Genomic DNA, 26,452 nt, shown 5'->3' with positions numbered 1-26,452 from the left:
TAACCGGTCCCTGTTGTAAGGCGTGGACGTTCTGGTCCGCGGTAACGGCCCGAGGCTCCGCCGCGGCACAGGGGGACTCTGTGATCTTCGTCCCGTACATCAGGCGTTCGGCTCCCGCATGTCCCTCACAGAACTGGTCGCTGCGCCGGCATTCCCGTGTTGCCCGGCGTCGGGGCTGCCGATGCGTGCGATGAGCAGGGCGATGTCGTCGTCGGCGGAGGCGGGGGCGAGGTGGCTGAGCAGGGTGTCGCACAAGTCGGCCAGCGGTGTGGTGCCGGTGAGCAGGTGGGTGAGTTCGGCAAGGCGTTCGTCGATGTCGCGGCCCCGGGCTTCTATGAGGCCGTCGGTGTACAGGACGAGAAGGCTGCCCGGAGCCAGGTCCACCTCGGTGGTGGTGAAGTCGATGCCACCGACGCCCAGAGGTACTCCCGCAGGCAGTTGCAGCAGGCGCGCGGTGCCGTCGGGGGCGACGACGGCAGGCGGCGGGTGACCGGCCCGGGTGATCTGGCAGTGGCCGGTGCGCGGGTCGCAGACGGCGTAGAGGAAGGTGGCCAGCAGCGGGTCGGAGAGGTCGGCGAGTGCGGCCTCCAAGTGGTGCAGGAGCTCGACGGCGGGAAGGTCGAGACGGGCGAGCGCCCGCACGGAGCTGGACAACCGCCCCATGACAGCCGCAGCGGTGGTGCCGTGGCCCATCACGTCCCCGATCAGCAGCGCGGTCTTCCCGTCGGGGAGCGCGATCACGTCGTACCAGTCCCCGCCGACCTCGTTGACGTCGCTGGCCGGCAGGTAACGGTGGGCGATCTCGATCCCCGGCGGCGGCGTCACATGCTGCGGCAGCATGCTGCGCTGAAGGATCACAGCGGTGTCATGCTCCCGGCTGTACATGCGCGCGTTGTCGACGCACACCGCCGCACGGGCGGCCAGGTCTCCGGCGAGTGTGACGTCGTTGGAATCGAAGGGTCTCGCTGTGCCGACCCGGCAGAAGGACGCCATGCCCAGCACCACGCCACGGGCGACCATGGGCGCGATCATGAACGAGTGCACGCCCATGTGCAGCAGCCGCTCGGGCTTGGCGGTGTGGCGAGCCGCACCCGCTACCGCCCGATTGTCCAAGTGGGCGATCAGGAAGGGCTGCCGCTGGACGAGGGCTTGGGTGTAGGGGGCGGCAGCCGGGAATGACAGGGTCTGGCCCAGCGGTGCCAGGACATCGGCGACCGGGGAGCCGCTGAGTGGTGCTTTGCCCACGCGGCGCAGCGTTGCGCCGCCGACCAGCCCGGGGCCAGGTGTGGCGCCGGCGGCGACTGTTTCCAGAACATCGACGATGACCACGTCGGCAAGGTGGGGCACCGCCACCTCGGCCAGCTCCTGCGCGGTCCGTTCCAGCTCCAGTGTTGTCCCGATCCGGATGCCGGCTTCATTCAGCAGAGCGAGCCCGCGGCGGCTTGCTGCCGCCTCCGCCTGAGCCTGCTGCTGAGCGGTGATGTCGATGATCGATGCGGTGACCCCGATCGGCAGGCCGTGGGCATCCTCCAGTCGGACGAACGAGCACGACCACACCCGGTCGCGGTCGAGGTCGGCCGGGGTCCTTCCGATGCGGCGAAAGTCCAGCACCGGCTCACCGTCGGCCAGAACCCGGCGCATCACCTCCTCCATCTCCCCCGCATTCACTTCCGGCAGCACCTGCGCCAGGCGCCGCCCCACATGCGCAGCCTCCGGGAGGCCGTTCATCGCCTGCAAGGCAGGGTTGACCTGCAAGAACCGCAGCTGCGTGTCGAACACCGCGATCCCGACCGGAGAGCGGGCGAACAGTCCGTCCCACACGGCCGAAGACCCCCGCACCCGGCGGGCGGCGGAGGCGTCGGCGGCAAAGACCAGCACCCCTGGGCTGCGATCACCGCCCGGGACCGGACATGCCCAGATCTCCAGCTCCAGCGGATGCCCGTCCCTGTGCCAGGCCGTGACCACGCCCATCACACCGTGGCCCGCGGCAGCCGCCTGCCACAGCGACCGGCCCAGGCTCCGGTCCGCGCCCGGATGCAGCAGCTCCACCACATGCCGCCCCACAACCTCCGGCGCCCGGTAGCCCAGCAGCTCCTGCGCCACCGGATCCCACCGCACGATGCGGCCGTCGGCGCCGGTGGCCACCAGCGCCACCGGCAGCACACCCAGCCAGCCGCCGGCATCTGTGGCCGCACCAGCGCCGCCGGTCAACTCCTCGATCGGAGGAATGTCATTGCTCATCGCCGGGACCTCACGCCCGCAGGGGACCCTCCCAGTATCAATCGCCGAACCGGGCACGGCACGGTGGTTCGAAAAGCCGGGGGCGATGACGGAATGCCTGATGCGCGCCATGTGCAACGCTGCTCCGGGCCTTCCCGCGCCGCGCCGCGCGTTCGGAGCAGCCCCAGCCTCAGGTCGCCGCCGCCGGGGGCCTCCCAATCCAGGGACGCACCGCGTACGCCACCTGCGTCGGTCGGATACGGACACGCGCATCCGGCAGGAGGTGTCCTCGCGTGGCTTCGAGGTACGTTCGGCGACAAAGCGGGCGGCGCCGCCGCCCGGCCCCCTGAAGAGGCTGGGGTGATGGAATGCCGCGCGAGGCCTTGACCCGCTGGTCCGACGGCGCTACCAGGTGGGCGGTCGCGCCGTTCGTCGATCCCGCCACGGAACCCGGCACGGGGAGTGTCGTCCCGGCGGACCGGCACGCCGCCTCCGTAGCGACGGCACTCTGTGGGTTGTGGCCGCAGCCGCAGGCAAGCACTCGCGCCTCGACCCCGCGCAGCAGCCGAACATGACCGGACATCACCCCACCGATGCCGGCGGTCCGAGCGATCCGCACGAGCCGGAGCCGCAGCAGACGGCGTTCGGTGAGGCCCGCTGGCCGATGGCCGGAGCCGTCGTCGTCGGCATGGTGCTGCTCCTGCTGATGCCCGACGACCTGCGCCTGGGGCCCCGTTGGCTGCTCCCGTCTGTCGAAGGACTGCTCCTGGTGACACTGATCGCGGGCGACCCGGGCCGGATCAGCCGCCGCTCGGCCGCCCTGCGCGCAGTATCTGTCGCCCTGGTCGGCGTGCTGGCACTCAGCGCCATCTGGTCGACCGTCCGGCTGATCGACGACCTCATCCAAGGCGGGACCGAGACCAACTCCGCCGCCGGCCTGCTGCAGGCCGGCGGCAGTGTCTGGGCCTCCACTGTCCTCGCTTTTTCCCTGCTGTACTTCGAACTCGACAGCGGCGGAGCGGCCGCCCGAGCCCACCGCATGCCCACCACCCCCGAACTCGCCTTTCCTCAGCAGCTCAGCCCCGACCTGAACGCCATGCACTGGCGCCCCCGCTACGTCGACTACCTCTACCTCGGACTCACCAACTCCACCGCCTTCAGCCCCACCGACGTCATGCCACTGGCCCCGTGGGCCAAGATCGCCATGGCCGTCCAGTCCCTCATCTCCCTGCTCATCCTCGGACTTGTGATCGCCCGAGCCGTCAACGTCCTCGCCTGAGAACCAACCCCCGCGAACCACCGGGGGTCTCTCGTATCCGTGGGACCTGCATGATCACCGAGCGCGAGCCTTCACGGCGCCAGGCACCGGTTGGATGTGCTGCGCGCCATGGGGGGAAGGTGAGCGGCCGGGGACCGATCACACACCGAGTCGGTGCGGTCCGGCGGAGATCGTGGGCCGAGGGGTGCAGGGTCTGCGTGTCGCCGACGCGTCCATCATGCCGACGATCATTCACGGCCCCACGAACGCCTCCGCCGCGGCCGGGGCATCGGCGGAGCCGTGGGCCGACCGGGTGGCCGATCCCGGTGTCCTACGCAGGAAGCGCGCGGTGCTCCGGCAGAGCCGGTTGACTCCCAACCGGCGCCGGGCGATCGAGGAGGGAAGCGGTTGTGACGGACGACGAGATCCTCCTCGGCATCGCTTTGACGCTGGTGCTCGCCACCGGATCGCAGATCCTGGCCAACAAGCTGAGAGTCCCCGCCCTGATTCTCCTGCTGCCGGTCGGCTTCACCGTGGGCGCGCTGACCGACGTCATTCACCCAGCGAGGCTGGTGGGGCCGGACTTCTCCGCGCTGGTGTCGCTGTCCGTGGCGGTGATTCTGTACGACGCCGGCCTCGGACTCGACCTGCGCAACCTCACCGGCCGTACCCGTGCCATCGTGGGCAGGCTGCTGGTGTTCGGCGTGGTCCTGACCTTTCTGGTCGTCTCGACGGTCGGCCCGGCGCTGTTCAGCATGCCGCTCAGGGTGGCGTCGATGCTGGGCACGATCCTCGTGGTGTCCGGTCCGACCGTCGTGGGTCCGCTGCTGGACTATGTGCGGCCCACGGAAAGGGTGCGGCGCATCCTGATCTGGGAAGGGACACTGACCGACCCGATCGGTGGCATTCTCGGAGCACTCGTCTTCCATGCCATCGCCACGACGCACCGCATCGACATCGGCAGGGGATACCAATTCGGCCAGTTCCTCATCAGCATGAGCGTCGGTCTTGTGGGCGGGGCGGTGGGCACCGCATTGCTCTGGCTGACGCTGCGCACCCTCCGGCTCGGCGAAACGCTCGGCACACTGGCACAACTGACCACGGTGATCGCCGTGTCGGCCGGATGCGACATCGTCCGGGACGACACGGGGCTCATCGCCGCGATCGTCACCGGACTGGCCGTCACCAACATCCGCGGCTTCGACATGCCCGCCCGCCGCCCCTTCTTCGGAACGCTGGTCCAGCTCATCATCGGGGTGTTGTTCGTCTCCATCTCGTCCACCGTCACCCCGGCGTCGGTCGTGCCGGTGCTCGTGCCCGCGCTCGTCCTCATCGCGATCCTCGTCCTGGTGGTGAGGCCGCTGGTGGCCTTCGCCGCCACCCGGAAGACGGGCCTGACCTTCGGGGAGCGAGCCTTCACCGGATGGATGGCCCCCCGCGGCATCGTCGCCGCGTCGACTGCGTCGGCCTTCGCCGCTGCCCTTGTCGAGAAGGGGATTCCCGGCGCCACCAGGATCCTTCCGGTCACGTTCATGGTGATCGTGGGAACGGTCCTGCTGTACGCACTGACCGCCGCGCCGATGGCCCGACGTCTGGGCGTGGTCAAACCGTCGGGCACCCGGCCGCTGCTGGTGGGCGGTCATCCATGGGTGATCGACCTGGGAAGAGCGTTGCGGTCCGGCGGGCTCGACGTGCTCATGTGGGCCGGACTCGACGAGCAACGGGACCGGATCCGGGATGCCGGGATCGAACTGGCAACGGGCGACATGCTGGCCACGGCCACCAACCCCCGGGCGCGGCTGGAGGGCGTCACGGCCGTGTTCCTGCTCACTGACGACGACGATTTCAACGCGCTCGCCTCGGTTGTGGCGCAGGACAACGTCGAAGGGCCCGTCTACCGGGTCGGCCCCCCGAGCGAAAGCCATGGCGTCGTCGCCCCCTACACGGGCGGCGAGATCCTCTTCGGCGCTTCACTGGTCCGGCACGTCCTGGCAGCGCGCTACGAGCGGGGGGCTCGCTTCCTGGTGCAGCCCGCATCCCAGCCGATCCCGCCGGACTACGAAACGCTGTTCGTCATCCGCGTTGACGGCCGGCTGGATCCGGTCACCGAGACACAGTCCCCCACCCCACAGCCGGGCGACTCCGTCGTACTTCTGGGCCCGACGTCGTCCCTCGCCTGAACGGATTGCGTGCCGCCCAACCGGGCTGGTCCCAGTGATCGGTGAGCCAGTCGAGCAGTGTGTGCGGGGCGGTCCAGCCCCTGATGTCCGGCTGGATTCCGTGCTGGTGGGCGAAGTGGACGCTGTCAGAGGAATCTCGGAAGGGCCTCCCGTGTGGACTCGCAGGCCCGTCGGCCCGCGGTCCTGCCGAGCCGCCGGCCGGCGGGCTTACCGTGGGCCCGCGGGACCGATGAGACGAACGGCCGAAACCGGAGGTGCCTGTGGTGTCGAGCCGTGAGCCGATGCCCGCAGAGAGCTCGATCCTCGCGTGCGCACGATGATCTCGTGGGCCGCCGCCTTCCGGCTGCGGCAGTACGTCAAGGCGAGCCTGTGGATCGTCCCGCTGTTCGGACTCCTACTCGGGCCGGTACTGGCCGAGTGTGCCGCTGCTCTGGACGGAGCGGACTGGCTGCCGTACCACTGGCAGTACTCCGCGACGACGGCCAGCACAGTGCTCAGCTCCGTCGTCGGCGCGATGGTCGCGCTGCTGGGATTCGTCGTGACCATCGGTGTCCTCGTCGTCCAGCAGGCCACGGGCACGCTGTCCCCGCGCTACATGCGCCTGTGGTACCGCGACCGCCTGCAGAAAGCCGTGCTCGCCACCTTCACCGGGACCTTCGCGTTCGCCTACACCCTGCTGCGGAGTATTGAGTCGGACTCCGTACCCCACCTGGGGGTGACCTTGGCCGGCGTGGCCGTCGCCGTCAGCCTGCTGTTCCTGCTGATCTACCTCAACCGTTTCACCCACAACCTCCGGCCGGTGGCCATCGCAGACCTGGTGGGAGGCATGGGCGTGAAGGTCCTGGTCCACGGAGCCGCGAAGGCCCGGGGCTCCGCTGCACGCGGCGGGGAACCCTTGCTGCCGGCCGGCCCGGTGGCGCACATGCGATCCGAGCGTGGCGGAGTGCTCCAGGCAATCGACGCGGCGGGGCTGATGGCCGCCGCAACCCGCCACGACTGCGTCTTCGTGATGGTCCACCCGGTCGGCGACTTCGTGGCGCCCGGCGCGACCCTCGTCGAGGTCCACGGCGGCACGTCCGCGCTTGATCCGCACCGGGTCACCGGACACTTCGCCCTGGGCGCGGAGCGCACCATCGAACAGGACCCTGCCTTCGCCCTGCGCATCCTCGTCGACATCGCCATCCGTGCGCTCTCGCCCGCAGTGAACGACCCCACGACCGCCGTGCAGGTGCTCAACCACATCGAGTCTTTCCTGTACACGGTCAGTGACATCGGACTCCGCAGTCGCTACGTGCTCGCCGACGACCACGGCCGGCCACGCCTCGTGGTGCCGGGTCGCACGTGGGAGGAGTACCTCCAGGTCGGTGTCACCGAGATCCGTGAGTACGGGGCGACGTCCCTCCAGATCTGCAGACGGCTGCGCGCGCTGCTGGACGGCCTGCTCGAGACTCTGTCGGCCCAGCATCTGCCGGCGGTCCGCATGGAACTTGAGTTCCTCGACGAGGCTGTGGAACGCCAGTTCACCGATCCCCGCCGCCACGCCATGGCACGCACGGCCGACCCGCAGGGTATCGGCGGCCGGCGACACCCGGAAGCCACACCTCCGGGATGAACGTGCGCGGCGGCGGGCCGACATTGCACACGCGCCTGCATGTCGGCTCGCCGGGTGGCGCAGCAGGATGATCACGGAATCCTAGGGACCCCACCCCGCCCCCCGGCCCCTCCGTCAGGAGCTCCGGTCTGAAGGTTCGTCTATGTGGATGCCTGCTCGACTACGCCCCTGCAGACGTGCGAGGCGTAACCGCAAAAGGGATTTTCCGCACCATAGGGCTAAGGTCGGCAGGTGAGCCAAACTGAGGAGCGCGCGGAGGGCGCGGGGCCGTTCACAACTCGGCTGACCTGGCGCCTCATGGATGGGGGCACTGCGGTCTGGGAGTCGCGCCTGGCACGCAAGCGTGGCCTGCTCACCGTGCAGGCCGCGGGCGAGCTGGAGCCCCGTTCCCGAAGAGCAGACAGCGTGTCGGTTGGCCGTCTGCGTAGGCTAAATGCCATTGCCGCGGGTGCGTTCACAGTCGGTGGTGCCCTTTTTGCTCTCGGGGCAGGGGGCGCTCAGTTCGGCTCGGACGACGTGACGGGCGCCTGGATCTACTTTGCCGGCGGCCTGTTCTTCAACACCGGCGGCTACGCCTCACTGCTCCAGGTGATCAACGCTCCTCGCCGGGACAGCGGGGCTGGTGCGCTGGCCGCACGGAGCTGGAGATGGTGGAGTTACGAGCCCGATCGGATCGACTGGCTCAGTACCTTCCTGCTGTTCGTGGGAACGCTCGTGTTCGGTATCAACCTGCTGAATTCTTTGCTGCAGGGGCTCTCGGTCCAGCAGGTGAACAGGCTGATCTGGGCCCCCGACATGGTCGGTTGCATCCTGTTCCTGGCCTCGGGGCACCTCGCACTGGTCGAGGTCTGCCATGGCCGGCCAGGCGTCCGGCTCCGAGACCTGGGCTGGTGGATCGTCGCGATCAATCAGCTCGGATCCGTTCTCTTCCTCGGTTCGGCACTGGCTGCCTTCACGCGTCCCGCGACCGGAAGCGTTGTGAACGTCGACATCGCCAACTGGGGAACGCTCACGGGAGCACTGTGCTTCTCCGTCGGAGGCGTGTTCCAGTTCTTCGAGCGCCCATGACCCGTCAAAGGGGAAACAAGGTGAGCGGCCGCGGGCCGAGAACACACCGAGTCGGTGCGGTCCCAAATCACTGAGATATCAGCGTCGTTGCCGACCGCTCCGTACTCAACGTCCCGGTCGGCGTCCGGAGTCGGCTCAACCTCGCCACGGCTGGGTGGCGGGCGCGGACCTGAGCTGACCGGCACCGGGCCGTACACACCACATAGTTTGGTCGACGCAACCAACACGGGGTGGCAGCGCCGTCCCGGGCCGTCTCCCCGACGCGCTTTGGTCAATCGCGTGCGTCGATCGCGTCGGCGAGGTGGGGGTCGATGTGTCTGAGCGCCGCCACGGCGAACTGGGTCGTGAACTCGGCGGCCGATGCCGGATCCAGCGACTCGGCGACCAGCGTGTACCGCGCGCCCTCGACGACCGTGCCGACGACGAAGGAGGCGCAGAGCTCCGCACTCGTCCCCCAGGTGCCACGGCCGTGGCGCTTGGTGAAGTACCGGATCCGGCGCGTGATCTCCTGGGTGGCGGCCGACATCAGCCGTTGTCTGGCCTCGACCGCCGACCCCGTCGCGTGCGCGCCGAAGAGCAGCCGGAATCTCGCCGGATGGACGTCCGCATAATGGAAGAACGAGGCCACGCCCGCTCGAACCTGCTGTTCGAGCGGGAGATCGGCCGCTGCTGCGTAGGCCTCGAAGAGCGCGCTTGCCAAGGTGTCGGCTGCCAGGTCGGCGCATTTGCCGAACAGGTCCTCCTTGCTGCCGAAGTGTGCGTACAGCGTGGGTTTCGTGGATCTCGCACGCGCGGCGACGACGTCCATTGTCGCCGCGTGGAATCCGGCCTCGCTGAAGACCGCGGAGGCCGCGTCCAACATGTCGTCGTCGGTCGGGCGTGCCGCAGGGGGGCGGCGACGGCCGGCTGGACGCTGTGGCGCGGGGCCGGCCTCGGGCGGGTGATCAGCCATGTCCACCACTTTACTTCCGGGTAAACCCGGATTACGGTTTTACTCCAGAGTAAATGCGGTTGTGATCGACTCCCTGACTGGAGAACCGGCGAGGGCCTTGTGGAGGCTTTCATGCACCACACGCACCTCGTACAGCCCGCCGCGACCGCCGCAACGCGCCCCGTCCCTGCCCCGTCCCTGGGCTTCGCCCCCGACCGGGAGCTGACCGTCGCCGGCCCCTGGCGGCTTCCGCGGGCTCCGGACACCTGTGGTCAGGCACGCAGAGCGGTGTGCAGCACCCTGTCCGACTGGGGCCTGGACCATCTTGCGGACACGGCCGAACTCCTGGTCAGCGAACTGGTCGGCAATGCGCTGCTGCACGCGTACGGTCCCGTCCGCCTCACCGTGGTACGCCGCGAGGTCATCTGTTGCCAGGTCCGCGACGGCAGCCGGGAACTGCCGCAGCTCCGTTCGGCGCAGACGACCGACGAATTCGGCCGCGGCCTGCATTTGGTTGACCTGATGGCGAGCAAATGGGGCGCCGACCCCACACCCTGGGGCAAGGAAGTCTGGTTCGAACTTCCGGAAGCGCCGGATTCCCTCGGTGGAAGGTGGCACTGAGTGAGGCGCCCTCGCGCGTTCGAGCCGCTTCGTCGCAGCACCGAATTCCCATAGGGGAACGTCACCGCTCGATTCCGCCGGCGGGCCGTCGGTGTTGCGGTCAGGATTTCCGGCGCATCACACTAGGAACTTGGCATGTCCACATCCTTACGCATGCCGGCCGGCAGAATCCCTTCCGATTCGCCGATCCTGGATTTCGACATTGTCGTCGTCGGCGGACGCCCGCTCCTTGTCTGCACCGACTTCGGCGGTGACGTCTTCAGTTGGGATCCACTGCGGGACGAATGGGCCGGGCATCGGTTGGACATGCCGTGGCGTCCGGAGGACGAGTACGAGTTCAGCGACATCCTCACGATCGGTGCCGCGGTCGTCGACGGGCGGGTCGTGGTGGGCGGGGGCGGGGAGCACCAGCCCTTCGCGCAGTGGGATCTGCAGAGCGGTGCGATACGGACGTACGCCCGCTACGAGCACGGCGGGGTGGCCTCGACGGCCACTGGTCTCGGTCAGGCGATGGCCTACCCGGTTCACGCACGCCATCCGGCAGCGTGCAGCAAGCCGTACGGTGAGGGGGCACGACAAGCTCGCCATGGGCGGCCACTTATCGCCCCACTGACGGAGCATCGGGACTCCCCAGCCGCCCTTCCCCATGGCGGCGGTCAGCCTCCCGTCACGTCGCCGTCCGCGAGCGGGTGGTCAGCGTCCTGCCGGGGCACGGTTCGGGGGCAGCTCGCAGCACGCGTGTAGCCCGGCCGTGTGACATGCCCGGCCTAATACGTCCACGTGGCGCGCCGGTCTGTCCCACCCGCGGCGCAGGGTGCTTTGGTCGGGGCGCCGGGCATGCGACGGCTCCTGTGTCTGTCCTGGCGGCCGGCCGGCTCCCGGCCTTCCTCATGCGCGTCGCCCGTTCTCGGTGTGCGTGCTGTCCAGAACGCCGAAGGAGAGATCGTGGTGGCGGGAAGCGCCGACGAGAACCGCGGGACGGTGTCCGCGCAGCTCCTCAGGGGCCAGAAGGCTCTGGTCACCGGTGCCAACTCGGGTATCGGCATGGCGACCGCCATTGCCTTGGGCCGGGCCGGCGCGGACGTCGTGGTGAACTACGTCGTCGGTGGGGACGAGGCCGAGAAGGTCGTGGGGCAGATCAAGGACTTCGGGGTCCGCGCCTACGCCCACGAGGCCGACGAGGGCCAGGTGGTCGCCATGGTGGCGCGGATGGTCGAGGAGTTCGGCACCATCGACATCATGGTGGCCAACGCGGGCCTTCAGCGGGACGCGGCCGTGCTGGACATGACGCTCGCCCAGTGGCAGAAGGTCATCGACGTCAACCTGACCGGCCAGTTCCTCTGCGCGCGCGAGGCCGCCAAGGAGTTCGTGCGGCGCGGTGTGGTGGCGGAGGTGTCCCGGTCGGCCGGGAAGATCATCTGCATGAGCTCGGTGCACCAGATCATCCCGTGGTCGGGGCACGTGAACTACGCGTCCTCCAAGGGCGGTGTGGGCATGCTGATGCAGACCCTCGCCCAGGAGTTGGCCCCCCAGCGGATCAGGGTCAACGCGATCGCACCCGGCGCCATCCGCACACCGATCAACCGCGACGCCTGGTCCACCCCCGAGGCCGAGGCCGATCTGCTGCGCCTCATTCCGTACCGCCGTGTGGGCGATCCGGACGACATCGCCAACGCCGTCGTGGCCATGGCGTCCGACCTGCTCGATTACGTCGTCGGCAGCACGCTCTACGTCGACGGCGGAATGACGCTCTTTCCCGGCTTCGCCACCGGAGGCTGATCTCCGATGCAGGATCACGTCACGCCCCGCCGGGTGGTGATCCTCGGCGGAGGGTTCGCCGGGTTGTTCGCCGCCCGCGCCCTACGTCGGTCACCGGTCGCCGTGACCGTGGTCGACCGCCGTGCCCACCACCTCTTCCAGCCACTGCTCTACCAGTGCGCCTCCGGAATCCTGTCCGAGGGCCAGATCGCGCAACCGCTCCGCGCGGTCCTGCGACGACACCACAACGTGAGCTGCCTGCTCGCTGAAGCCATCGACGTGGATGTCGAAGCCCGGCTGGTCCACGCCCGGCGACCGGACGGCGGAGCTCTCGAGCTGCCCTACGACGATCTGATCGTCGGAGTCGGCATGCGCCAGTCCTACTTCGGGCACGACGAGTTCGCCGCGCACGCCCCCGGCATGAAGACCCTGAACGACGCGCTGGACATCCGCCGACGGGTCTACCAGGCGTTCGAGATGGCCGAAACGGCCGCAGACGCCCGGGAACGGCAGCAGTGGCTCACCTTTGCGCTCGTCGGCGGCGGGCCGACCGGCGTCGAACTCGCCGGACAGATCCGGGAGATCGCCGGCCACACGCTCGACCGGGAGTTCCAGACGATCGACTCCGCCCAGGCCCGGGTGCTGCTCTTCGAGGGCTCCGACGAGGTGCTGGGCGCGTTCGGCCGCCCACTGGCCGATCGCGCGGCCCGAACCCTGCAGAGCCTCGGTGTGGAGCTCCACCTGGGCACGAAGGTCACTGACGTCGACGCGCGCGGCCTGACGGTACAAGACCAGGACGGTGCGACCACCCGGTTCGCGGCACGCTCCGTGCTGTGGACGGCCGGGGTCGAGGCGCCGCCCTTCGCCGCCGCGCTGGCCCGGGCAACCGGCGCCACCCAGGACCGGGCCGGACGCATCGTCGTCGAACCCGACCTCACCGTCCCCGGCCATCCGGAGATCCGCGTCACGGGCGACGTGATGAGCCTGAACAAGCTGCCGGGCCTGGCCGAGGTCGCCATGCAGTCGGGCGCATACGCCGGCCGGGTCGTGCGCCACTCGGTGGAGGGCAGGACGAAGCAGCAGAAGCCCTTCAAGTACCTGGACCTCGGCAGCGCCGCCTACATCTCCCGCGGCCGGGCCGTCGTCAAGGCCGGCCCGCTGCACCTGTCGGGAGCGATCGGCTGGCTCGCCTGGCTCTTCATCCACCTGGCCTTCCTCACCGGATTCCGCAGCAGGCTGGGAGCGGTGCTCAGCTGGTCCGTCGCCTTCGCCACCAGCTCGCGGCGCGAGCGCGCCTTCACCTTGTCCGACGCCGACGCCGACGCCGACGCCGACGCCGACGCCGACGCCGACGCCGATGCCGATGCCGATGCCGACGCGCCGGCCGCCCGGGCGACCGGGCAGAAGGCGCCCCCGCCGCCTCCCTGACCACGGCGCCCGGCCGACACGTCCCGGCCGCCACCCCTTCGCACCCTGTCGTTCCTCACCCCCCGCGCCCCGCGGGGCAGACCATCGAGGCGCACATGCTCAGCACAGCGGCCCTTCTGGCGGACACCCCGCCCCAACTCCTGCCGGCTCGGGAGCTGATGGCCTTCACCCTGGCCTCGCACATCCTGCTGGTCCCGTTCGGCGTGGCGCTGCCGTTCATCACGGTGCTGATGCACCACCGGGCGCTGCGCCGCAACGACGCGGTCGCCCTTCAGCTCGCGCGGCGCTGGTCGGCGGTGATGGCTGTCCAGTTCGCCATCGGCGTCGTCACCGGCACTGTGCTGTCCTTCGAGCTCGGACTGCTGTGGCCCGGCATGATGGGCCGCTGGGGCGACGTCTTCGGCCTCGGGTTCGGCGTTGAGGCATGGGCGTTCTTCCTGGAGGCCGTCCTGATCGCGATCTACCTCTACGGCTGGCGTCGGCTCAAGCCCTGGACGCACTTCTGGCTGGCCGTACCGCTGCCGCTGGCCGCCCTGATGGGGGCGTTCGGCATCATCGCGGCCAACTCCTGGATGAACACTCCGCAGGGGTTCCGCCTCGACGCCCAGGGCAATCCCGTCGACGTCAACGTGCGCCAGGCGGTCTTCACGCCGATGTTCGGACCGGAGTACTGGCACTTCGTGGTCGCGATGTTCCTGACCGCCGGCTACGTGGTCGCCGGCGTGTACGCGGTCGGCTGGCTGCGCGGGCGCCGCGACCGATACCACCGACTGGGCTTCACGCTGCCATTCACCGTTGCCGCAATCCTCACACCGGTCCAGTTCATGCTCGGTGACTCGGCCGCTCGTGCCGTCTTCCACAAGCAGCCGATCAAGTTCGCCACCATGGAGATCGTCTGGAAGACCGACACCCACGTACCCGAGTACATGTTCGGGCGGTTGAATGGCGACGGGACGATCTCCGGCGGACTCAAGATCCCCCAACTGGACTCCATCCTCGCCGGCTTCAAGCCCAGCACGCAGGTGACCGGGCTGACCTCCGTGCCGGCCGCCGACCGCCCTACGACCGTCCAGGCCAACATCGTCCACTGGGCGTTCGACATCATGGCCACCATCGGCAGCCTGCTGATCCTGCTCGCGCTCTGGTACGCGTGGTCCTGGCTGCGACACCGGGACCTCCCGCGCAGCCGCTGGTTCTTCCGCTGCGCCGCAATCGCAGGAGTCGCCTGCCTGGTCACCGTGGAGTGCGGCTGGATCACCACCGAGGTCGGCCGCCAGCCCTGGATCGTCTACAACCACATGAGGGTCTCGGAGGCGGTGACCGCCACCCGCGCCGGATCGCTGTGGGCGATGCTCGGCATCGTGATCGTTGTGTACGTGGCCGTTTTCGGCGCGTTCCTCGCGATCGTTCTGAAGATGCGAACCCGGTGGCGCATCGCCGACGAGGGCTCGGCCGCCGCGCGCGCCGCACTGCCCCCTGAGACCGACACTCCCTACGGGCCCAGAAGCGAGCCCGAACCCACAGCCACCGGGGCCCCGCCCGGTGGCGGGTCCGGCCGCACCCCCGGCGGTGCGTCATGATGGCCGATCTCATCGCCTGGGTCATGGTGCTCGCGATCGCCGCCTACGCCTGCGCCGGGGGCACCGACTACGGCGCGGGCTTCTGGGACCTCCTGGCCGGAGGGGCGGAGAGGGGCCAGCGGCCCCGCTGGCTCATCGACCACGCCATGGCGCCGGTCTGGGAGACCAACAACGTCTGGTTGATCTTCGTCTTCGTTGTCATGTGGACCGGCTTTCCGACGATGTTCCAGGCCGTCTTCGAGGCAATGTGGCTGCCGCTCGCCCTCGCGGCCGTCGGCCTGGTGCTCCGCGGCGCCGGATTCGCCCTGCGCAAGCCCTCCCGCCGACTGGCCCAACGACGGCTCTACGGCGCGGCGTTCGCCATCTCGTCGCTGCTCACGCCGTTCTTCCTCGGGGCAGTGCTCGGCGGCATTGCTGCCGGTCGGATCGTGGTCGGGACCACTGCCTCCGCGGACGCCTGGGCCAACGCGACCTCAGTCCTCACGGGTCTGCTGGCCATTGCCGCCACCGCGTTTCTCGGGGCGGTGTTCCTCTGCTCCGACGCCCGACGGTTCGGCGCGGAAGACCTCGTCGACTACTTCCGTCTGCGGGCGCTGCTCGCTTTCGCAGCAATCGTCATCCTCGCGCTCATCGCACTGCCTGTCACCCACGACGATGCCCGGTACGTCTGGGAGGGCCTCACCGCAGGCCTGGGCCTGCTGCTGATCGTCCTGGCAGCAGTCTGCGGTCTGGTCACGGTGCTGCTTCTGGTACGTCGGTCCTACGGCTGGACCCGCTACACCTCGGTGGCGAGCGTCGCCCTGACCGTCGGCGCCTGGGGCTGCGCACAGCGGCCCTACGTGCTGCCCACCTCGCTGACGGTGGCCCAGGCGGCCGGCGCCGCTCACACCCTGCGCTGGCTGGCGATCGTCACGGTCATCGCGATCGTGCTGGTCGGCCCGGCGCTGGTGCTGCTCTACCGGCTCGACACAATGGGTGAGCTGGAGCCGCTCACCGACACCGACACCCAGGCCGCCAGAACACCCGGGGACAACCTGTAGCGCCGCTCCGCCGGTTCGCGCAGCGGACGTGCGACATCCCCGTCGGCGCAGCCGTGCGGCGATGTGGCGCTTGTACGGCTCCAGTCGGCAGTACGTGACCCGAACGAGCCCCGGCAGGCTCCAGACCCGTGTGTGACGACAGACCTGAACACCCTCTCGGCCGTACTTTAGGTGGAGTCAGACGACGAGAGCAGGGGAACCCGCTGGTCAAACGCTAGATTCGGCCCATGAGCCCCATGGAGCGTCCCGCCGATGCGAGCGCCGCCCGGTTCCTGCTCCCGTACCCGGCTTCGCGGGTCGGCGGCCTGCCCGAGGGTCTGCCCGTCGCGGTGTGGGACGGTACCGGCGGTCCGCCCGGCGTCGAGAGCCTGGCGGCGGTGGAGTTCTTCGTCATCCCCTACGCCTTTGCGGATGCTGCCGTAGCGGTGCTCCCGCGCCTGCCGCGGCTGCGAGTCGTCCAGTCCCTTTCCGCCGGCGTCGACGACCTCGTGAAGTACGTTCCCAGCGGTGCCGTGCTCTGCAACGCCAGGAAGGTTCACGACGCCAGCACCGCCGAGCTGGGCGTGTCACTCGCCCTCGCGTCGCTCCGCGGCATCCCCGACTTCGTCCGTGCCCAGGACGCCGAGGAGTGGCGGACCGGCTTCCGCCCGGCGCTGGCCGACCGCACCGTCCTGCTCGTGGGCTACGGCTCCATCGCCGCTGCCGTCGAGGACCGGCTCACCCCCTTCGAGTGCAAGGTCCTGCGAGTCGCCCGGACCGCCCGCACCACTGCGCACGGGGCCGTCCACGCCCTCATCGATCTGCCCGAACTCCTGCCCCGCGCCGACATCGTGATGCTCACCGTCCCACTCACCCAGGACACCCGTGGCCTGGTCGACGCGGGCTTCCTCGCCCTCATGCAGGACGGCGCTCTGCTGGTGAACGTCTCCAGGGGTGCGGTGGTGGACACCGACGCGCTGCTCGCCGAGCTCAGGACGGGCCGGCTCAGCGCGGCCCTCGACGTCACCGACCCCGAGCCGCTCCCGGCCGGGCATCCGCTCTGGCACGCGCCCAACACGCTGATCAGCCCTCATGTCGGAGGCAACAGCTCGGCTTTTCTGCCCCGGGCGATGCGGCTGATCCGCACCCAGCTGCTGCGCTACCTGGCCGGGGAGCCGCTGGAGAACATTGTGCTGCCCCGCAAGCCCTGACCTGGATGCCTCGCGCGCTCCGGATTGCCCGGACCGGGCAACGTCTCCGCCGGCGCGGCCGGCGTGACCGTCCGGCCGGTCCGCACCTCGCGGGTTGCGCCCGGCGCCCGGGCAGGAGTGAGTGCGTCCAGAGCACCCCGGTCACCCCTGGCCCGGGCGGCGCGCGGGACCAGGCGCCGGTACACCACGTGGCACGCGGCCGCGGTCGGCCGTGGCGGTCCTGCCGGACGGGCATGCGTGACAATGGGTCAGCGCCCGTCCTCCGCGTCGAGCGCCTTGTCGAGGGTGGTGGCGGCCATGATCAGGGACAGATGGGTGAACGCCTGGGGGAAGTTGCCCAGTTGCTCCCCGCTCGGACCGATCTCCTCGGCGAAGAGCCCGACGTGGTTGGCGTAGGTCTGCATTTTCTCGAAGGTGTAACGGGCCTGGGACAGCCGCCCCGCCCGGGCCAGCGCGTCGACGTAGAGGAAGGTGCACAGACTGAAGGTGCCCTCCGAGCCGCGCAGCCCGTCCGGCGATGCCGCTGGGTCGTAGCGGTAGACAAGGCTGTCGGAGACGAGCTTGCGGTCCATCGCGTCAAGCGTGGAGAGCCAGGCCGTGGCCCGGGGAGCGATGAACTCGACCCTGGGCATGAGCAGCAGCGAGGCGTCCAGGACGTCGCCGCCGTAATGCTGGACGAAGGCACGCTCCTTCTCGCTCCAGCCGCGTTCCATGACTTGATCGAATACGGCGTCCCTCGCACTGCGCCACCGCTCCACGTCGGCGGGCATGCGGAAGTAATCGGCCAGGCGCAGCCCTTGGTCGAAGGCAACCCACGACATCACCCGGCTGTAGGTGAAGTCCTGGCGGCCGCCGCGGGTCTCCCAGATGCCCTCGTCCGGCCGGTCCCAGGCGTCGGCGAACCAGTCCAGCGTCCTGGTGAGTGTCTGCCATCCCTCGAAGCTGGCCTGCTGGGCGATCTCGCGCCCCTGGGACAGCGCGTAGAGGGCCTCGCCGTAGATGTCCAGCTGGAGCTGGTCGGCGGCGCCGTTGCCGATGCGGACGGGGAAGGAGCCGCGGTAGCCCTCGAAGTGATCGAGTGTCTCCTCCGGCAGGTCGGGATTGCCGTCGATCCGGTACATCGTCTGGAGCGGCTCTTCCTCCTTGCCCTCGCGCTCACGCAGCCTGTCCACCAGCCAGTGGACGAAGGCGGTGGCCTCCTCGACGAAGCCGAGGTCCAGCATGGCCCGCACGGACAGCGAGCCGTCGCGTACCCAGGTGAACCGGTAGTCCCAGTTGCGCTCTCCGCCGACCTGCTCGGGCAGACCCATGGTGGCCGCCGCGATCAGGGCGCCGGTGGGGGCGTAGGTGAGGAGCTTGAGGGTGATGGCCGAGCGGTGCACCAGCTCGGGCCACCGGCCCCGGTAGTGGGACTGGCGCAGCCAGTGCTGCCAGAACTGGCCGACTTCCTCGAGCTGTTCGTTGAGCCCGGCTACCGTGGGGGGTGCGGGCGCCTTGCCGCCGGACGCGCAGACGGTGAACACGGCGCCGCCGGACTCGCCGGATTTCAGCGTCACCTTTCCGCGCACGTCCTGGCCGTCCCGCTCCAGCGGGAAGGTGGACTGCAGGTGCCCGTCGATGCCCGGTGCCCGGAACAGGGCGCCGTTCTCGCCGAGCTCGAGCTCGTGCTCGGCCCGGCCGTAGTCGAAGCGAGGCCGGCACTCGAGTGTGAAGTCGACCGTCCCCCGCACGGCACGGACCACGCGGACCAGGGTGTGCCGGTCGGTGGCGGTGCGGGTCCGGTCCGGGGGCATGAAGTCGATGACCTCGCCCACCCCGTCCGGTGACATGAACCGGGTTACCAGGATGGCGGTATCGGGGTAGTAGAGCTGCTTGCAGGTCCCGTCGGAGTGCTCTGGGGCCAGCCGCATATATCCGCCGCCGTCGTGGTCGAGCAAGGCGGCGAAGATGCTCGGCGAATCGAACCTGGGAGCGGCGAACCAGTCGATGACGCCCTGCGACGAGACGAGCGCGGCGGTCTGCAGATCGCCCACCAGGCCGTGCTCGGCGATGGGAGGGTAGCGGTCCATTGCTGCTCCGAAGTCTCGGCATGTCCCCCTGCGTCCACTATCCGGCACCCCTCTCGTCCCTGCCATGTCGACGCATTCGAGGACCGCCTGCCCATGGGCCACCAACGACGACGGCCCGCGGGCCGACACCCGTTTGGTGCAACGGCGACCGGCGGCAGGCGTGCCCTGGCCGGCGCCGCGTCGGGGGACCGCAGCCACCTCGGCCGCCGGAGCTGAGCGCCACCCTCGGCTTGCTGTCCACCTTCACGGTGGGGGTTACTGACTGTGGTCGACAAGTAGAAGTGGGCCCCGACCCCGGCGTACGGGCACTGCGGCGCTCCCGTTCGGCCGTCAGCCGAGCGACGGAGGCTGTGGATGGAGATGATTCATGTCCGCCTGGTGAGCCCGGTTGATCTCACCCCTCGGGCGGTCGGGCTGCTCACCGGTGACCGCTATGTCTTCAACCTGGTCGTCCTTCCCGGACTGGCGCAGAACCCCGACGGCGACGCGGTCGAGTGCGACATCCTGGCGGGTGCGGCCAACGCCGTGCTGCGCGGTCTGCGCGAGCTGGAACTCGACCGCCGCGGATCCATCGTCATCGAGCCGGTGGAGATGGCCTTCTCAGGCGCCGCGGCCGAGGCGGAGCAGCAGCAGCTCGGGGCGCTCGCCCACGCGCCCGTCTGGGAGGAGGTCGAAGCGCGCATTCGCGCCGAGGGCACCTATCTGCCGAGCTTCTACGTCTACCTGGTCATCGCGGGTGTCATCGGGGCGGTGGGAATCATCACCAACTCCCAGATCCTGATCGTCGCGGCGATGGTCGTCGGACCGGAGTACGGCGCCATCACCAGCGTCGCGCTGGGCATCGACCGTGGCAATCGCATCAGGATCCGGCAGGGCCTCTTCGCCCTGACCGCAGGATTCTCGCTTGCCGTCCTGCTGACGTTCCTGTTCTCGTGGGCGATCCGGGGCCTCGACCTCCAGCCCAAGGCGTTCGACCTGGGCATCAGGCCGGTCTCCACACTGATCGACGCCCCCAACTTCTTCTCGGTAGTCGTCGCGGTCCTGGCCGGCATCGTCGGGATCGTGTCGCTGACCCAGGCCCGGACGAGTGCGCTGCTCGGCGTCTTCATCTCGGTCACCACCATCCCCGCCGCCGCCGACATCGGCGTCTCCTGCGCGTTCTCCAGCTGGAGCGAGGCGCGCGGATCCCTGGTCCAACTCCTGCTCAACATCGTGCTGCTGATTGTGGTGGGCGTGCTGATGCTCAGATTCCAGCGGGCTGTCTGGCGGTACATCAGCCGGCGCAGCGGGCGCTCCGCCGGCAGATGAAGCCGCCGTCCCGTCCGGGAGCGGTACAGCCCTACCGAAAGGGCCACCCGTGACGACGAACCAGGTGCTCATCGGAGTGAGCCTGACCCTGGTCCTCGCAGTCGGATCGCAGATCCTGGCGAGCCGCCTGCGCATCCCCGCCCTCATCGTCCTGCTGCCTGTCGGCTTCGCCGCCGGCGCCCTGATCGAGGACGTCGACCCCGAGCGGCTGCTGGGGGCTGCGTTCTCACCGCTGGTGTCGCTGGCCGTCGCCGTGATCCTCTACGACGCGGGCCTCGGGCTGGACCTGGCGAGGTTGAGAGGGCACACCCGCCGCGTCGTTGTCAGGCTGATCTGGATCGGGGTCCTGATCACCTGGCTGCTCGGAGCGCTCCTCGCCGCGCCGTTGCTGGGCATGTCCCAGCGGGCGGCCGTCATGATCGGCGCGATCCTCGTGGTCTCGGGGCCGACGGTCGTCGGACCGCTGCTCAGCTTCGTGCGACCCAAGGACCGGCTCCAGCACATCCTTGTCTGGGAAGGCTCCCTCATCGACCCGGTCGGAGGCATTCTGGGAGCACTGGTCTTCCATGCGGTCACGGCGAGCACGAAGCACTTCAGCAGCGGGGCCGCGAGCTTTCTGGCCAGCGTGGGCATCGGAGCGGCCGGTGGAGTGGTGGGGGCGGCTCTGCTGTGGGGGCTGTTCCGGGTGCTGCGGCTCGGCGAGGTGCTCGGCACCACGGCGCAGCTCGCCGCGGTGATCGGCGTGGCGGCGCTCTGCGACGTCCTGCGCGAGGACACGGGTCTCATCGCCGCCGTGATGATGGGCCTGGCTATCGCCAACCTCCCCGGCATCGACGTCCCGGCGCGCCGGCCGTTCTTCGAGACCCTGGTCAGCCTGATCATCGGCCTGCTCTTCATCTCCATCTCGGCCACCGTCACCCCACAGTCGCTGCGCCATGTGGGCCTGCTTGCGCTCGGGTTCGCCGCCTTTCTGGTGGTGGCCGTCAGACCGCTGGTCGCGGCTGTGTCCACCCTCGGCACGGACCTGACACGCGGCGAGAGGGGCTTCATCGGCTGGATGGCGCCGCGCGGCATCGTCGCGGCCGCTACCGCGTCGACGTTCTCGGCCGGCCTCGTGGCCAAGGGGATCGGCGGTGCGTCGAAGATCCTTCCCGCCACGTTCGTGGTCATCGTCGCGACCGTGACGCTCTACGGTCTGACCGCCTCACCCGTGGCCCGGCGCCTGGGCGTCGTGCGCCCCTCCCGCTCGCGTCCGCTGCTGGTCGGCGGTGACCGGTGGGTGGTCGACCTTGGTGTCGCTCTGAAGTCGGCGGGGCTGGAGGTCTTGATGTGGGCAGGGCAGGAGCAGCAGCGCGAACGCATCAGGCAGGCCGGGATCGAGATTGCGCCCGGTGAACTACTGGCCGCCGTCACGGGCGAGGGCCCACAGCTGGAGGGCATCACGGCGGTGTTCTTCCTCACCGCCGAGGACGACTTCAACGCACTGGCGGCAGCGATTCTGCGTGGCAGCGTGGCGGGGGCGGTCCACCACCTTGGTGCACCGCCCGAGAGCCGCGGCGTGGTGGCGCCGTTCATCGGTGGCGAGGCCCTGTTCGGCGCGGATCTGACCTGGCCGACCATCTCCCGCAGATACGAGGACGGGGCGGCCGTCCTGACGCAGCCCGCCGGCGGTGCCCTGCCGCCCGGTTGCGACCCGCTGTTCCTGGTACGCCCGGACGGTCGCCTCGATCCGGTCACGGAAGCCGGCACACCGCTGCCTGGGCCGGGGGACACGGTCGTCCTGCTGGCCCCGGGCAGGCGTGGTGCCGCGCGTCCGCCGGAGTAGGCCGGCACTTCGACGGGGTCGAGGCCGGGCGCGTAGGACGGCAGCTGGTGGACGGTCAGCCACTCCCGACCGGCGATGAACTCCCGCATGCCGGAAGCCAGGGCGTGTTGAGGTTGTCCCGGCCAACACGATCGGGCCGCCGAGCTGCTGTGCGCGACGGTCAGGAGCTCGCGACAGTCGGCCGGGCGAAGCTCTTGCGCCCGTCGGGCCGTGTGTCCAGGCGTCCGGCTCCCCACCGCCCACTCCTCATGGCAAGCCCAAGGATCAACTGGCCATGCAGAACACGCTTTTACCGGTCCACGCGGACATCCCTCGCTCCGGCGGACCCACGACCGTGTGTCCACGTCCGAGTCGGCGCTCGGCGGGCCGCGGCAGGCGTCAACACCTCGAGGAATCGACGAGATGTGGGCCACATCCCGGAAGGCAGGTTGAGACATGGCCGCACGGACTGCGTATCGCCTCACAACGAAACAGCGAAGCCCGACCCGTGTCGCCCGGCTCTCCATCACAGACCCACCCCTGCGACCACCGTCCGACGTTTTGATGCGTATCCGCCCATGAAAGACATCGCCGGCCTGTCCGTGACAAGACATTCCAGGGACGTCGGTTGAGGAGGACTGCCGGTGGGATTCAACGACACCGAACCTCAGCGAGCTCACAGCCCAGGTCCTGATCTCGCGCAAGAGATACGGGACTCCTTCCAGGCCGTGCTGGACGCCTTGGACGCCGCCCGCGCCGACCTCTACGCGGTCGGCGAGCAGGAGGGCCGGCCCGAGTCCCCGCCGCCGACCTGGCAACAACCCAGCGAACCGACCAGGGACGCAGACTTCACTCATCCGCCCCCGTCCTTGCCCCCGGCTCCGCCCCCACCCCGACGGACACAGCCGGTGGGTCCTGGGCACGAGTGCCTGGATCCGGATCTTCCGCACGCCGTCGAGCCGTATGTGGTGGAGCCGCCGCGGACCGGTGGCGAACGGCCGGTCCACGCTCCGAAGGATGTCGTGGTGGAGCCGCTGTGGTTGCGCGCCACGAATCTGGAGCCTGTTCCGCCCCCGTCATTAGGAACGCCACCGCCGGTGGGAAAGCCGCCGATGGCGCGTGGCGCAGGCTCGACGTACGCCGCACCGCCGGTGACCTTCCCTCCCCCGCAAGAGGGCGCGCGCGGCTGGACCGGCCCGCGCTCGTACACCGACCGGTCGGCTACCCCCCGGCGCCCGGCCACGCCCTCGGACCAACTCCTCGCCCCGTCCTCGGAGGTGCCACCGCCACCGCCACCCGTCCGCGCGCACGCGAGGAACAGAGGCCGAGGATGGCGGCGCTTCACCGACCGGCGGGACACTCGTGTCGCCGGAGTCTTCGGACTGGGCGCCCTGAGCGGACTGATCCTCGCCTCTTCGCCGCTGATCCGCGACAACCCCGCACCGCCGGTCCCGTCCGCGCCCTCCGAGCAACTGGACCGGCCGCCGCTGCCCGACAAACCCGCTCCCACGCTCCCCGAGATCCCGGGCACGGGCGTGCTGCGCCAGGGCGACAGCGGCCACGGGGTGTACGAGCTGCAGGTCCGTCTGCTCCAGGTCCCGAACATGTACGACGGCGGCGCGATCGATGGTCGCTATGACAAGGAGGTCCGAGCGGCCGTGGCCAGATTCCAGCAGTGGTACGGCGTCCGCGGTGACGAGACGGGCGTCTACGGCGACAACACGCGCCTCGCCCTCATGCTGCGCACCAAGTAGTGAAGGACGTCGCTCAGGCGGCGGCGGTGGGCAGTTGGCCCCGTCGCGCGGCGCGTTCCAGTGGCAGGCGGTCGCGGCGGCGCTACTCGTCGAGGTACCTGGGCCGGAAGTTCTCGGCGAATACCGGATCGTGCTGTGTCTGTGCGATGAGGGCCTTGAAGACGGCTCCGGCGTCGGACTGGCTGAGGAAATGGCCCAGTTGGCGCAGATAGGCGCGTAGGCCGAGGGCGATGTCGCCGTGATCGGGCGGGGTCAGCTCCTCGGCCAGGTCCTGCAGGAAGGCGTTCACCAGGACGTCGGTCTTGGTGTTCCACCAGCGGTAGATGGTCTGTTTGGCGACACCGGCTCCCGCCGCGATGCCCTCCATCGTGACGCCCGCGAAGCCCTTCTCGGCGAGCAGGTCGTCGGCCGCCGCCGGGACCGCCTGCCGGGCCCTTTCGCTGCGCCCGCGCCGGTTGCCGTGGTGACCACAGGCAGGGGGAGCGGCTCGGCGATCGCATCGGTCAGCTTCCGGTGATCGTGCCACCGACCGCCCCGCTTCGGCGTCGGTCAGGCAGCAACGGCTCCGTCCGTTCCCCATGTGCATCGGTCAATGGCACACCCGTGGTGCTCGGCGCGGGACTGCTCGTGGGCGAGGTGCTGGCACTGCCGGTAGGACTTGCGGAAGGGGGCGCCGTCGGCGAGGCCGAGTGGCCGGGGCGGTCACTGGAGGGGCGGGGCGTCGGCCTGGCTTTCACGGGTGGACTGGTGGGGGCTGCGGGAGTGTGGGAAGCCGGTGGTTGAGTGGCCGTCGCCCGAGGGCGCCGAGTCGCACCACCGTTGCGCTCCCGGACGCTTCCTCTGGCCGGGTGCGTGGCCGGACGTTCCGGTGAACGTGAGGCCCTGGGTGATTCGGTGACGGGGACATGGGGCTCGTCGGGGGATGCCTGTTCCGGGCTCGGCGCTGCTTGTGGGTTGCCGGCGGACTGCTGGGGCAGCAGCGATGCCGCGGCCAGGCCGCCGAGCATGGCCAGGGTGGCCGCGGCAAGAGTCCGACCGCCGTACTTCTTCAGTCGCGGCGGACAGCGGCGGCGCCGGGCTGCGGGCACATCGGCTGAGGGAGTGGGGGACCAGGAAACGTCGGGGGACTCGAAGGTGCCCGGTCCCTCGATGACGAGGGCATCCAGCACCGCCAGGTCGGCTGCCCGAGCACCGCCGCTCAGATCGCTCGGCGGTGCCATGTCGGAGTCGTATGCCCCGCACTCCGGGCACGTCACGGCGCCGTTGAGGGCGCGGCGGCAGGGGGAGCAATAGTCCATGGGTTCGACCGCTCAGTCCGTGAGTCGCTGGAAGGAACCGTGGTCGGCCGACCAGGCTGGGCGGCAGCCGGCGGCCGGAAGGCGCCGCTCGGTGTCTTTAGGAAGGATCCTTGGCATGTGCGAACCTCACTTACTCGCCGGTCTGGGCGGGGCACCGGTTACCGAGGTCAACGGGCCGGAGAGAGTCAGTGTTCAATCAGCGGCTGAAACGTGGGATACGCAACTCCCTTGGAGGTAGTGGCTGGTCACACCGGCGCCACCCGCTTCGGCGTCCGAGCCGACAGCCACGGCTCACCCGAGTCAACGGCGTTCACCTCCTGGCGCTGAACGTCCTCTCAGGTGCGGTGATTCTCTTCGCCCCTGTGATGTACTCGGCCTCCTGCTCGTCGGCTGTAGTGAGCCCACCGCCCCTGAGGGCACCTCGAACCGGGTGGCGCTCCGGCGATCCGGCGGGTCTCGAAGGAACGGCGTTTCAGCCGGCGGGGGCGAAGCGGCGCTCTGCGCCCCGGCGGAGGCCCGGACGGCCAATTCCCTGACCCGGGCTGTGTCTTGGGCGACGCTGTCCACCGTGATCGTCGCCTCGATCCGCCGGGGGCGTGCCGGTGGCCGCCGACAGAGCGTCAGGCGCTGAGACCCGCAGCTCGACGAATGCCGCGACCCGGCACATCGCTCGAGTCACCGCGATGGGCGGCAGCGCCTCGACGAGGCGGCCGGTCTGCCGGTGGCGCCGTTCGCCCGTGCCGTTCGCCCGTGCCGTTCGGCCGGTGCGGGCGCTCTGCATCAGCGCGATCACCAGCGTCTGGGTGGGAGCCTGCGCCGTCCCCGCGGAGCCGGCGATGCAGAGCTGACCTCAGACGCTCGCGAGGGAGATCTCGGTCGACTTGATCAGGGCGATGACGGAGGACCCGGCGGCGAGACTCAGTTCGGTGACCGCGTCCTTGGTGATCGCGGCCGTCAGCTCGCCGCCGGCGACGGTCACCTTGACGCCTGCCATGGCGCCGCCGGTGGTGACCTCGGTGATGGTGCCGGGGATCCGGTTGCGGATGCTCAGGCCCTCGATCGCGCCGATGGCCAGAGCGACCTCCGTGGCCTTGATCAGGGTGCGTACGGAGGAGCCCGCGGCGAGGCCCAGCTCCTTGACGGCCTCCAGCGTGATCGCGGCTGTGATCTCCTGGCCGCCGTCGAGCCGGACCTTGACCGTCGCCATCACCTCGCCGGGCGTGACGGAGACGACCGTGCCGGGGATCTGATTGCGGATGCTCAGGCTCATGAATCCACCGTAGCCACGGGACCGGGCAGCGGCCGGGCGCCGCGCTTGGGGTTTCCTCCAGCT

At 69.8% G+C, this 26,452-nt stretch carries 20 protein-coding genes; 14 read left to right on the top strand and 6 right to left on the bottom strand.

Annotation, left to right across the window (positions count from 1 at the left end; all coding sequences use genetic code 11):
• Positions 1-99 precede the first annotated feature (99 nt).
• On the bottom strand, positions 100-2,241 hold the full coding sequence (locus OG735_RS13455; RefSeq protein ID WP_327323408.1) for a SpoIIE family protein phosphatase: 2,142 nt from the start codon (positions 2,239-2,241) through the stop codon (positions 100-102).
• A 496-nt stretch (positions 2,242-2,737) separates the two neighbouring features.
• Here OG735_RS13455 and OG735_RS13450 point away from each other — a divergent pair, with 496 nt between their 5' ends.
• The 4 genes from OG735_RS13450 (at position 2,738) to OG735_RS13435 (ending at position 8,338) form a co-directional block, all read left to right on the top strand.
• Positions 2,738-3,499: a hypothetical protein gene (locus tag OG735_RS13450; protein WP_327323407.1), complete on the top strand. Its 762-nt coding sequence runs from the start codon at positions 2,738-2,740 to the stop codon at positions 3,497-3,499.
• Positions 3,500-3,888: 389 nt separating this feature from the next.
• Positions 3,889-5,658, top strand: coding sequence for a cation:proton antiporter (locus OG735_RS13445; RefSeq protein WP_327323406.1), 1,770 nt, complete (start codon positions 3,889-3,891; stop codon positions 5,656-5,658).
• A 316-nt stretch (positions 5,659-5,974) separates the two neighbouring features.
• Positions 5,975-7,270: a DUF2254 domain-containing protein gene (locus OG735_RS13440; protein ID WP_327328300.1), complete on the top strand. Its 1,296-nt coding sequence runs from the start codon at positions 5,975-5,977 to the stop codon at positions 7,268-7,270.
• 231 nt (positions 7,271-7,501) lie between these two features.
• Complete coding sequence (locus OG735_RS13435; RefSeq protein ID WP_327323405.1) at positions 7,502-8,338, top strand: hypothetical protein; 837 nt, start codon at positions 7,502-7,504, stop codon at positions 8,336-8,338.
• A 271-nt stretch (positions 8,339-8,609) separates the two neighbouring features.
• Here OG735_RS13435 and OG735_RS13430 read toward each other — a convergent pair whose 3' ends face one another.
• Positions 8,610-9,290, bottom strand: coding sequence for a TetR/AcrR family transcriptional regulator (locus OG735_RS13430; protein WP_327323404.1), 681 nt, complete (start codon positions 9,288-9,290; stop codon positions 8,610-8,612).
• A gap of 111 nt (positions 9,291-9,401) precedes the next feature.
• Here OG735_RS13430 and OG735_RS13425 point away from each other — a divergent pair, with 111 nt between their 5' ends.
• The 7 genes from OG735_RS13425 (at position 9,402) to OG735_RS13395 (ending at position 16,886) form a co-directional block, all read left to right on the top strand.
• A complete protein-coding gene (locus OG735_RS13425; protein WP_327323403.1) occupies positions 9,402-9,890 on the top strand; it encodes an ATP-binding protein in 489 nt (162 codons plus the stop codon).
• A gap of 135 nt (positions 9,891-10,025) precedes the next feature.
• Positions 10,026-10,634 (top strand): hypothetical protein, encoded by a 609-nt coding sequence (locus OG735_RS13420; protein WP_327323402.1) that lies wholly within the window; start codon positions 10,026-10,028, stop codon positions 10,632-10,634.
• A 237-nt stretch (positions 10,635-10,871) separates the two neighbouring features.
• Positions 10,872-11,669, top strand: coding sequence for an SDR family oxidoreductase (locus tag OG735_RS13415; protein WP_442812601.1), 798 nt, complete (start codon positions 10,872-10,874; stop codon positions 11,667-11,669).
• Between the two features lie 6 nt (positions 11,670-11,675).
• The gene (locus tag OG735_RS13410) at positions 11,676-13,076 is read left to right on the top strand and encodes an NAD(P)/FAD-dependent oxidoreductase (RefSeq protein ID WP_327323401.1); all 1,401 of its coding nucleotides are present in this window, start codon (positions 11,676-11,678) and stop codon (positions 13,074-13,076) included.
• Between the two features lie 95 nt (positions 13,077-13,171).
• Positions 13,172-14,656: a cytochrome ubiquinol oxidase subunit I gene (locus OG735_RS13405; RefSeq protein WP_327323400.1), complete on the top strand. Its 1,485-nt coding sequence runs from the start codon at positions 13,172-13,174 to the stop codon at positions 14,654-14,656.
• Complete coding sequence (locus OG735_RS13400) at positions 14,653-15,696, top strand: cytochrome d ubiquinol oxidase subunit II (RefSeq protein WP_327323399.1); 1,044 nt, start codon at positions 14,653-14,655, stop codon at positions 15,694-15,696. Before OG735_RS13405 ends, OG735_RS13400 begins: the two co-directional genes overlap by 4 nt.
• 227 nt (positions 15,697-15,923) lie before the next feature.
• A complete protein-coding gene (locus tag OG735_RS13395) occupies positions 15,924-16,886 on the top strand; it encodes a 2-hydroxyacid dehydrogenase (protein ID WP_327323398.1) in 963 nt (320 codons plus the stop codon).
• Between the two features lie 248 nt (positions 16,887-17,134).
• Here the strand turns inward: OG735_RS13395 and OG735_RS13390 are convergent, their stop codons facing one another.
• Positions 17,135-18,955: a glycoside hydrolase family 15 protein gene (locus tag OG735_RS13390; protein WP_327323397.1), complete on the bottom strand. Its 1,821-nt coding sequence runs from the start codon at positions 18,953-18,955 to the stop codon at positions 17,135-17,137.
• Between the two features lie 354 nt (positions 18,956-19,309).
• Here OG735_RS13390 and OG735_RS13385 point away from each other — a divergent pair, with 354 nt between their 5' ends.
• The 3 genes from OG735_RS13385 to OG735_RS13375 all read left to right on the top strand — a co-directional run bounded on the left by OG735_RS13385 (position 19,310) and on the right by OG735_RS13375 (position 23,821).
• A complete protein-coding gene (locus OG735_RS13385) occupies positions 19,310-20,263 on the top strand; it encodes a DUF389 domain-containing protein (protein WP_327323395.1) in 954 nt (317 codons plus the stop codon).
• A 49-nt stretch (positions 20,264-20,312) separates the two neighbouring features.
• The gene (locus OG735_RS13380; RefSeq protein WP_327323394.1) at positions 20,313-22,088 is read left to right on the top strand and encodes a cation:proton antiporter; all 1,776 of its coding nucleotides are present in this window, start codon (positions 20,313-20,315) and stop codon (positions 22,086-22,088) included.
• A 1,091-nt stretch (positions 22,089-23,179) separates the two neighbouring features.
• Positions 23,180-23,821 carry a peptidoglycan-binding domain-containing protein gene (locus tag OG735_RS13375; RefSeq protein WP_327323393.1) on the top strand — a complete coding sequence of 214 codons (642 nt, stop codon included), beginning with the start codon at positions 23,180-23,182 and terminating at the stop codon, positions 23,819-23,821.
• 82 nt (positions 23,822-23,903) lie between these two features.
• Here OG735_RS13375 and OG735_RS13370 read toward each other — a convergent pair whose 3' ends face one another.
• The 3 genes from OG735_RS13370 to OG735_RS13365 all read right to left on the bottom strand — a co-directional run bounded on the left by OG735_RS13370 (position 23,904) and on the right by OG735_RS13365 (position 26,389).
• Entirely contained in the window at positions 23,904-24,347 is a 444-nt protein-coding gene (locus OG735_RS13370; RefSeq protein WP_327323392.1) for a TetR/AcrR family transcriptional regulator, read from the bottom strand.
• Complete coding sequence (locus OG735_RS41920) at positions 24,325-25,119, bottom strand: SCO2400 family protein (RefSeq protein WP_442812420.1); 795 nt, start codon at positions 25,117-25,119, stop codon at positions 24,325-24,327. The genes OG735_RS13370 and OG735_RS41920 overlap by 23 nt, the downstream gene beginning before the upstream one ends.
• A gap of 850 nt (positions 25,120-25,969) precedes the next feature.
• Complete coding sequence (locus OG735_RS13365) at positions 25,970-26,389, bottom strand: TOBE domain-containing protein (RefSeq protein ID WP_327323391.1); 420 nt, start codon at positions 26,387-26,389, stop codon at positions 25,970-25,972.
• Positions 26,390-26,452 lie beyond the last annotated feature (63 nt).

It is taken from the genome of Streptomyces sp. NBC_01210 (genome assembly GCF_036010325.1).
Lineage (GTDB): Bacteria > Actinomycetota > Actinomycetes > Streptomycetales > Streptomycetaceae > Streptomyces.
This window is presented reverse-complemented; position numbering and strand designations above follow the sequence as displayed.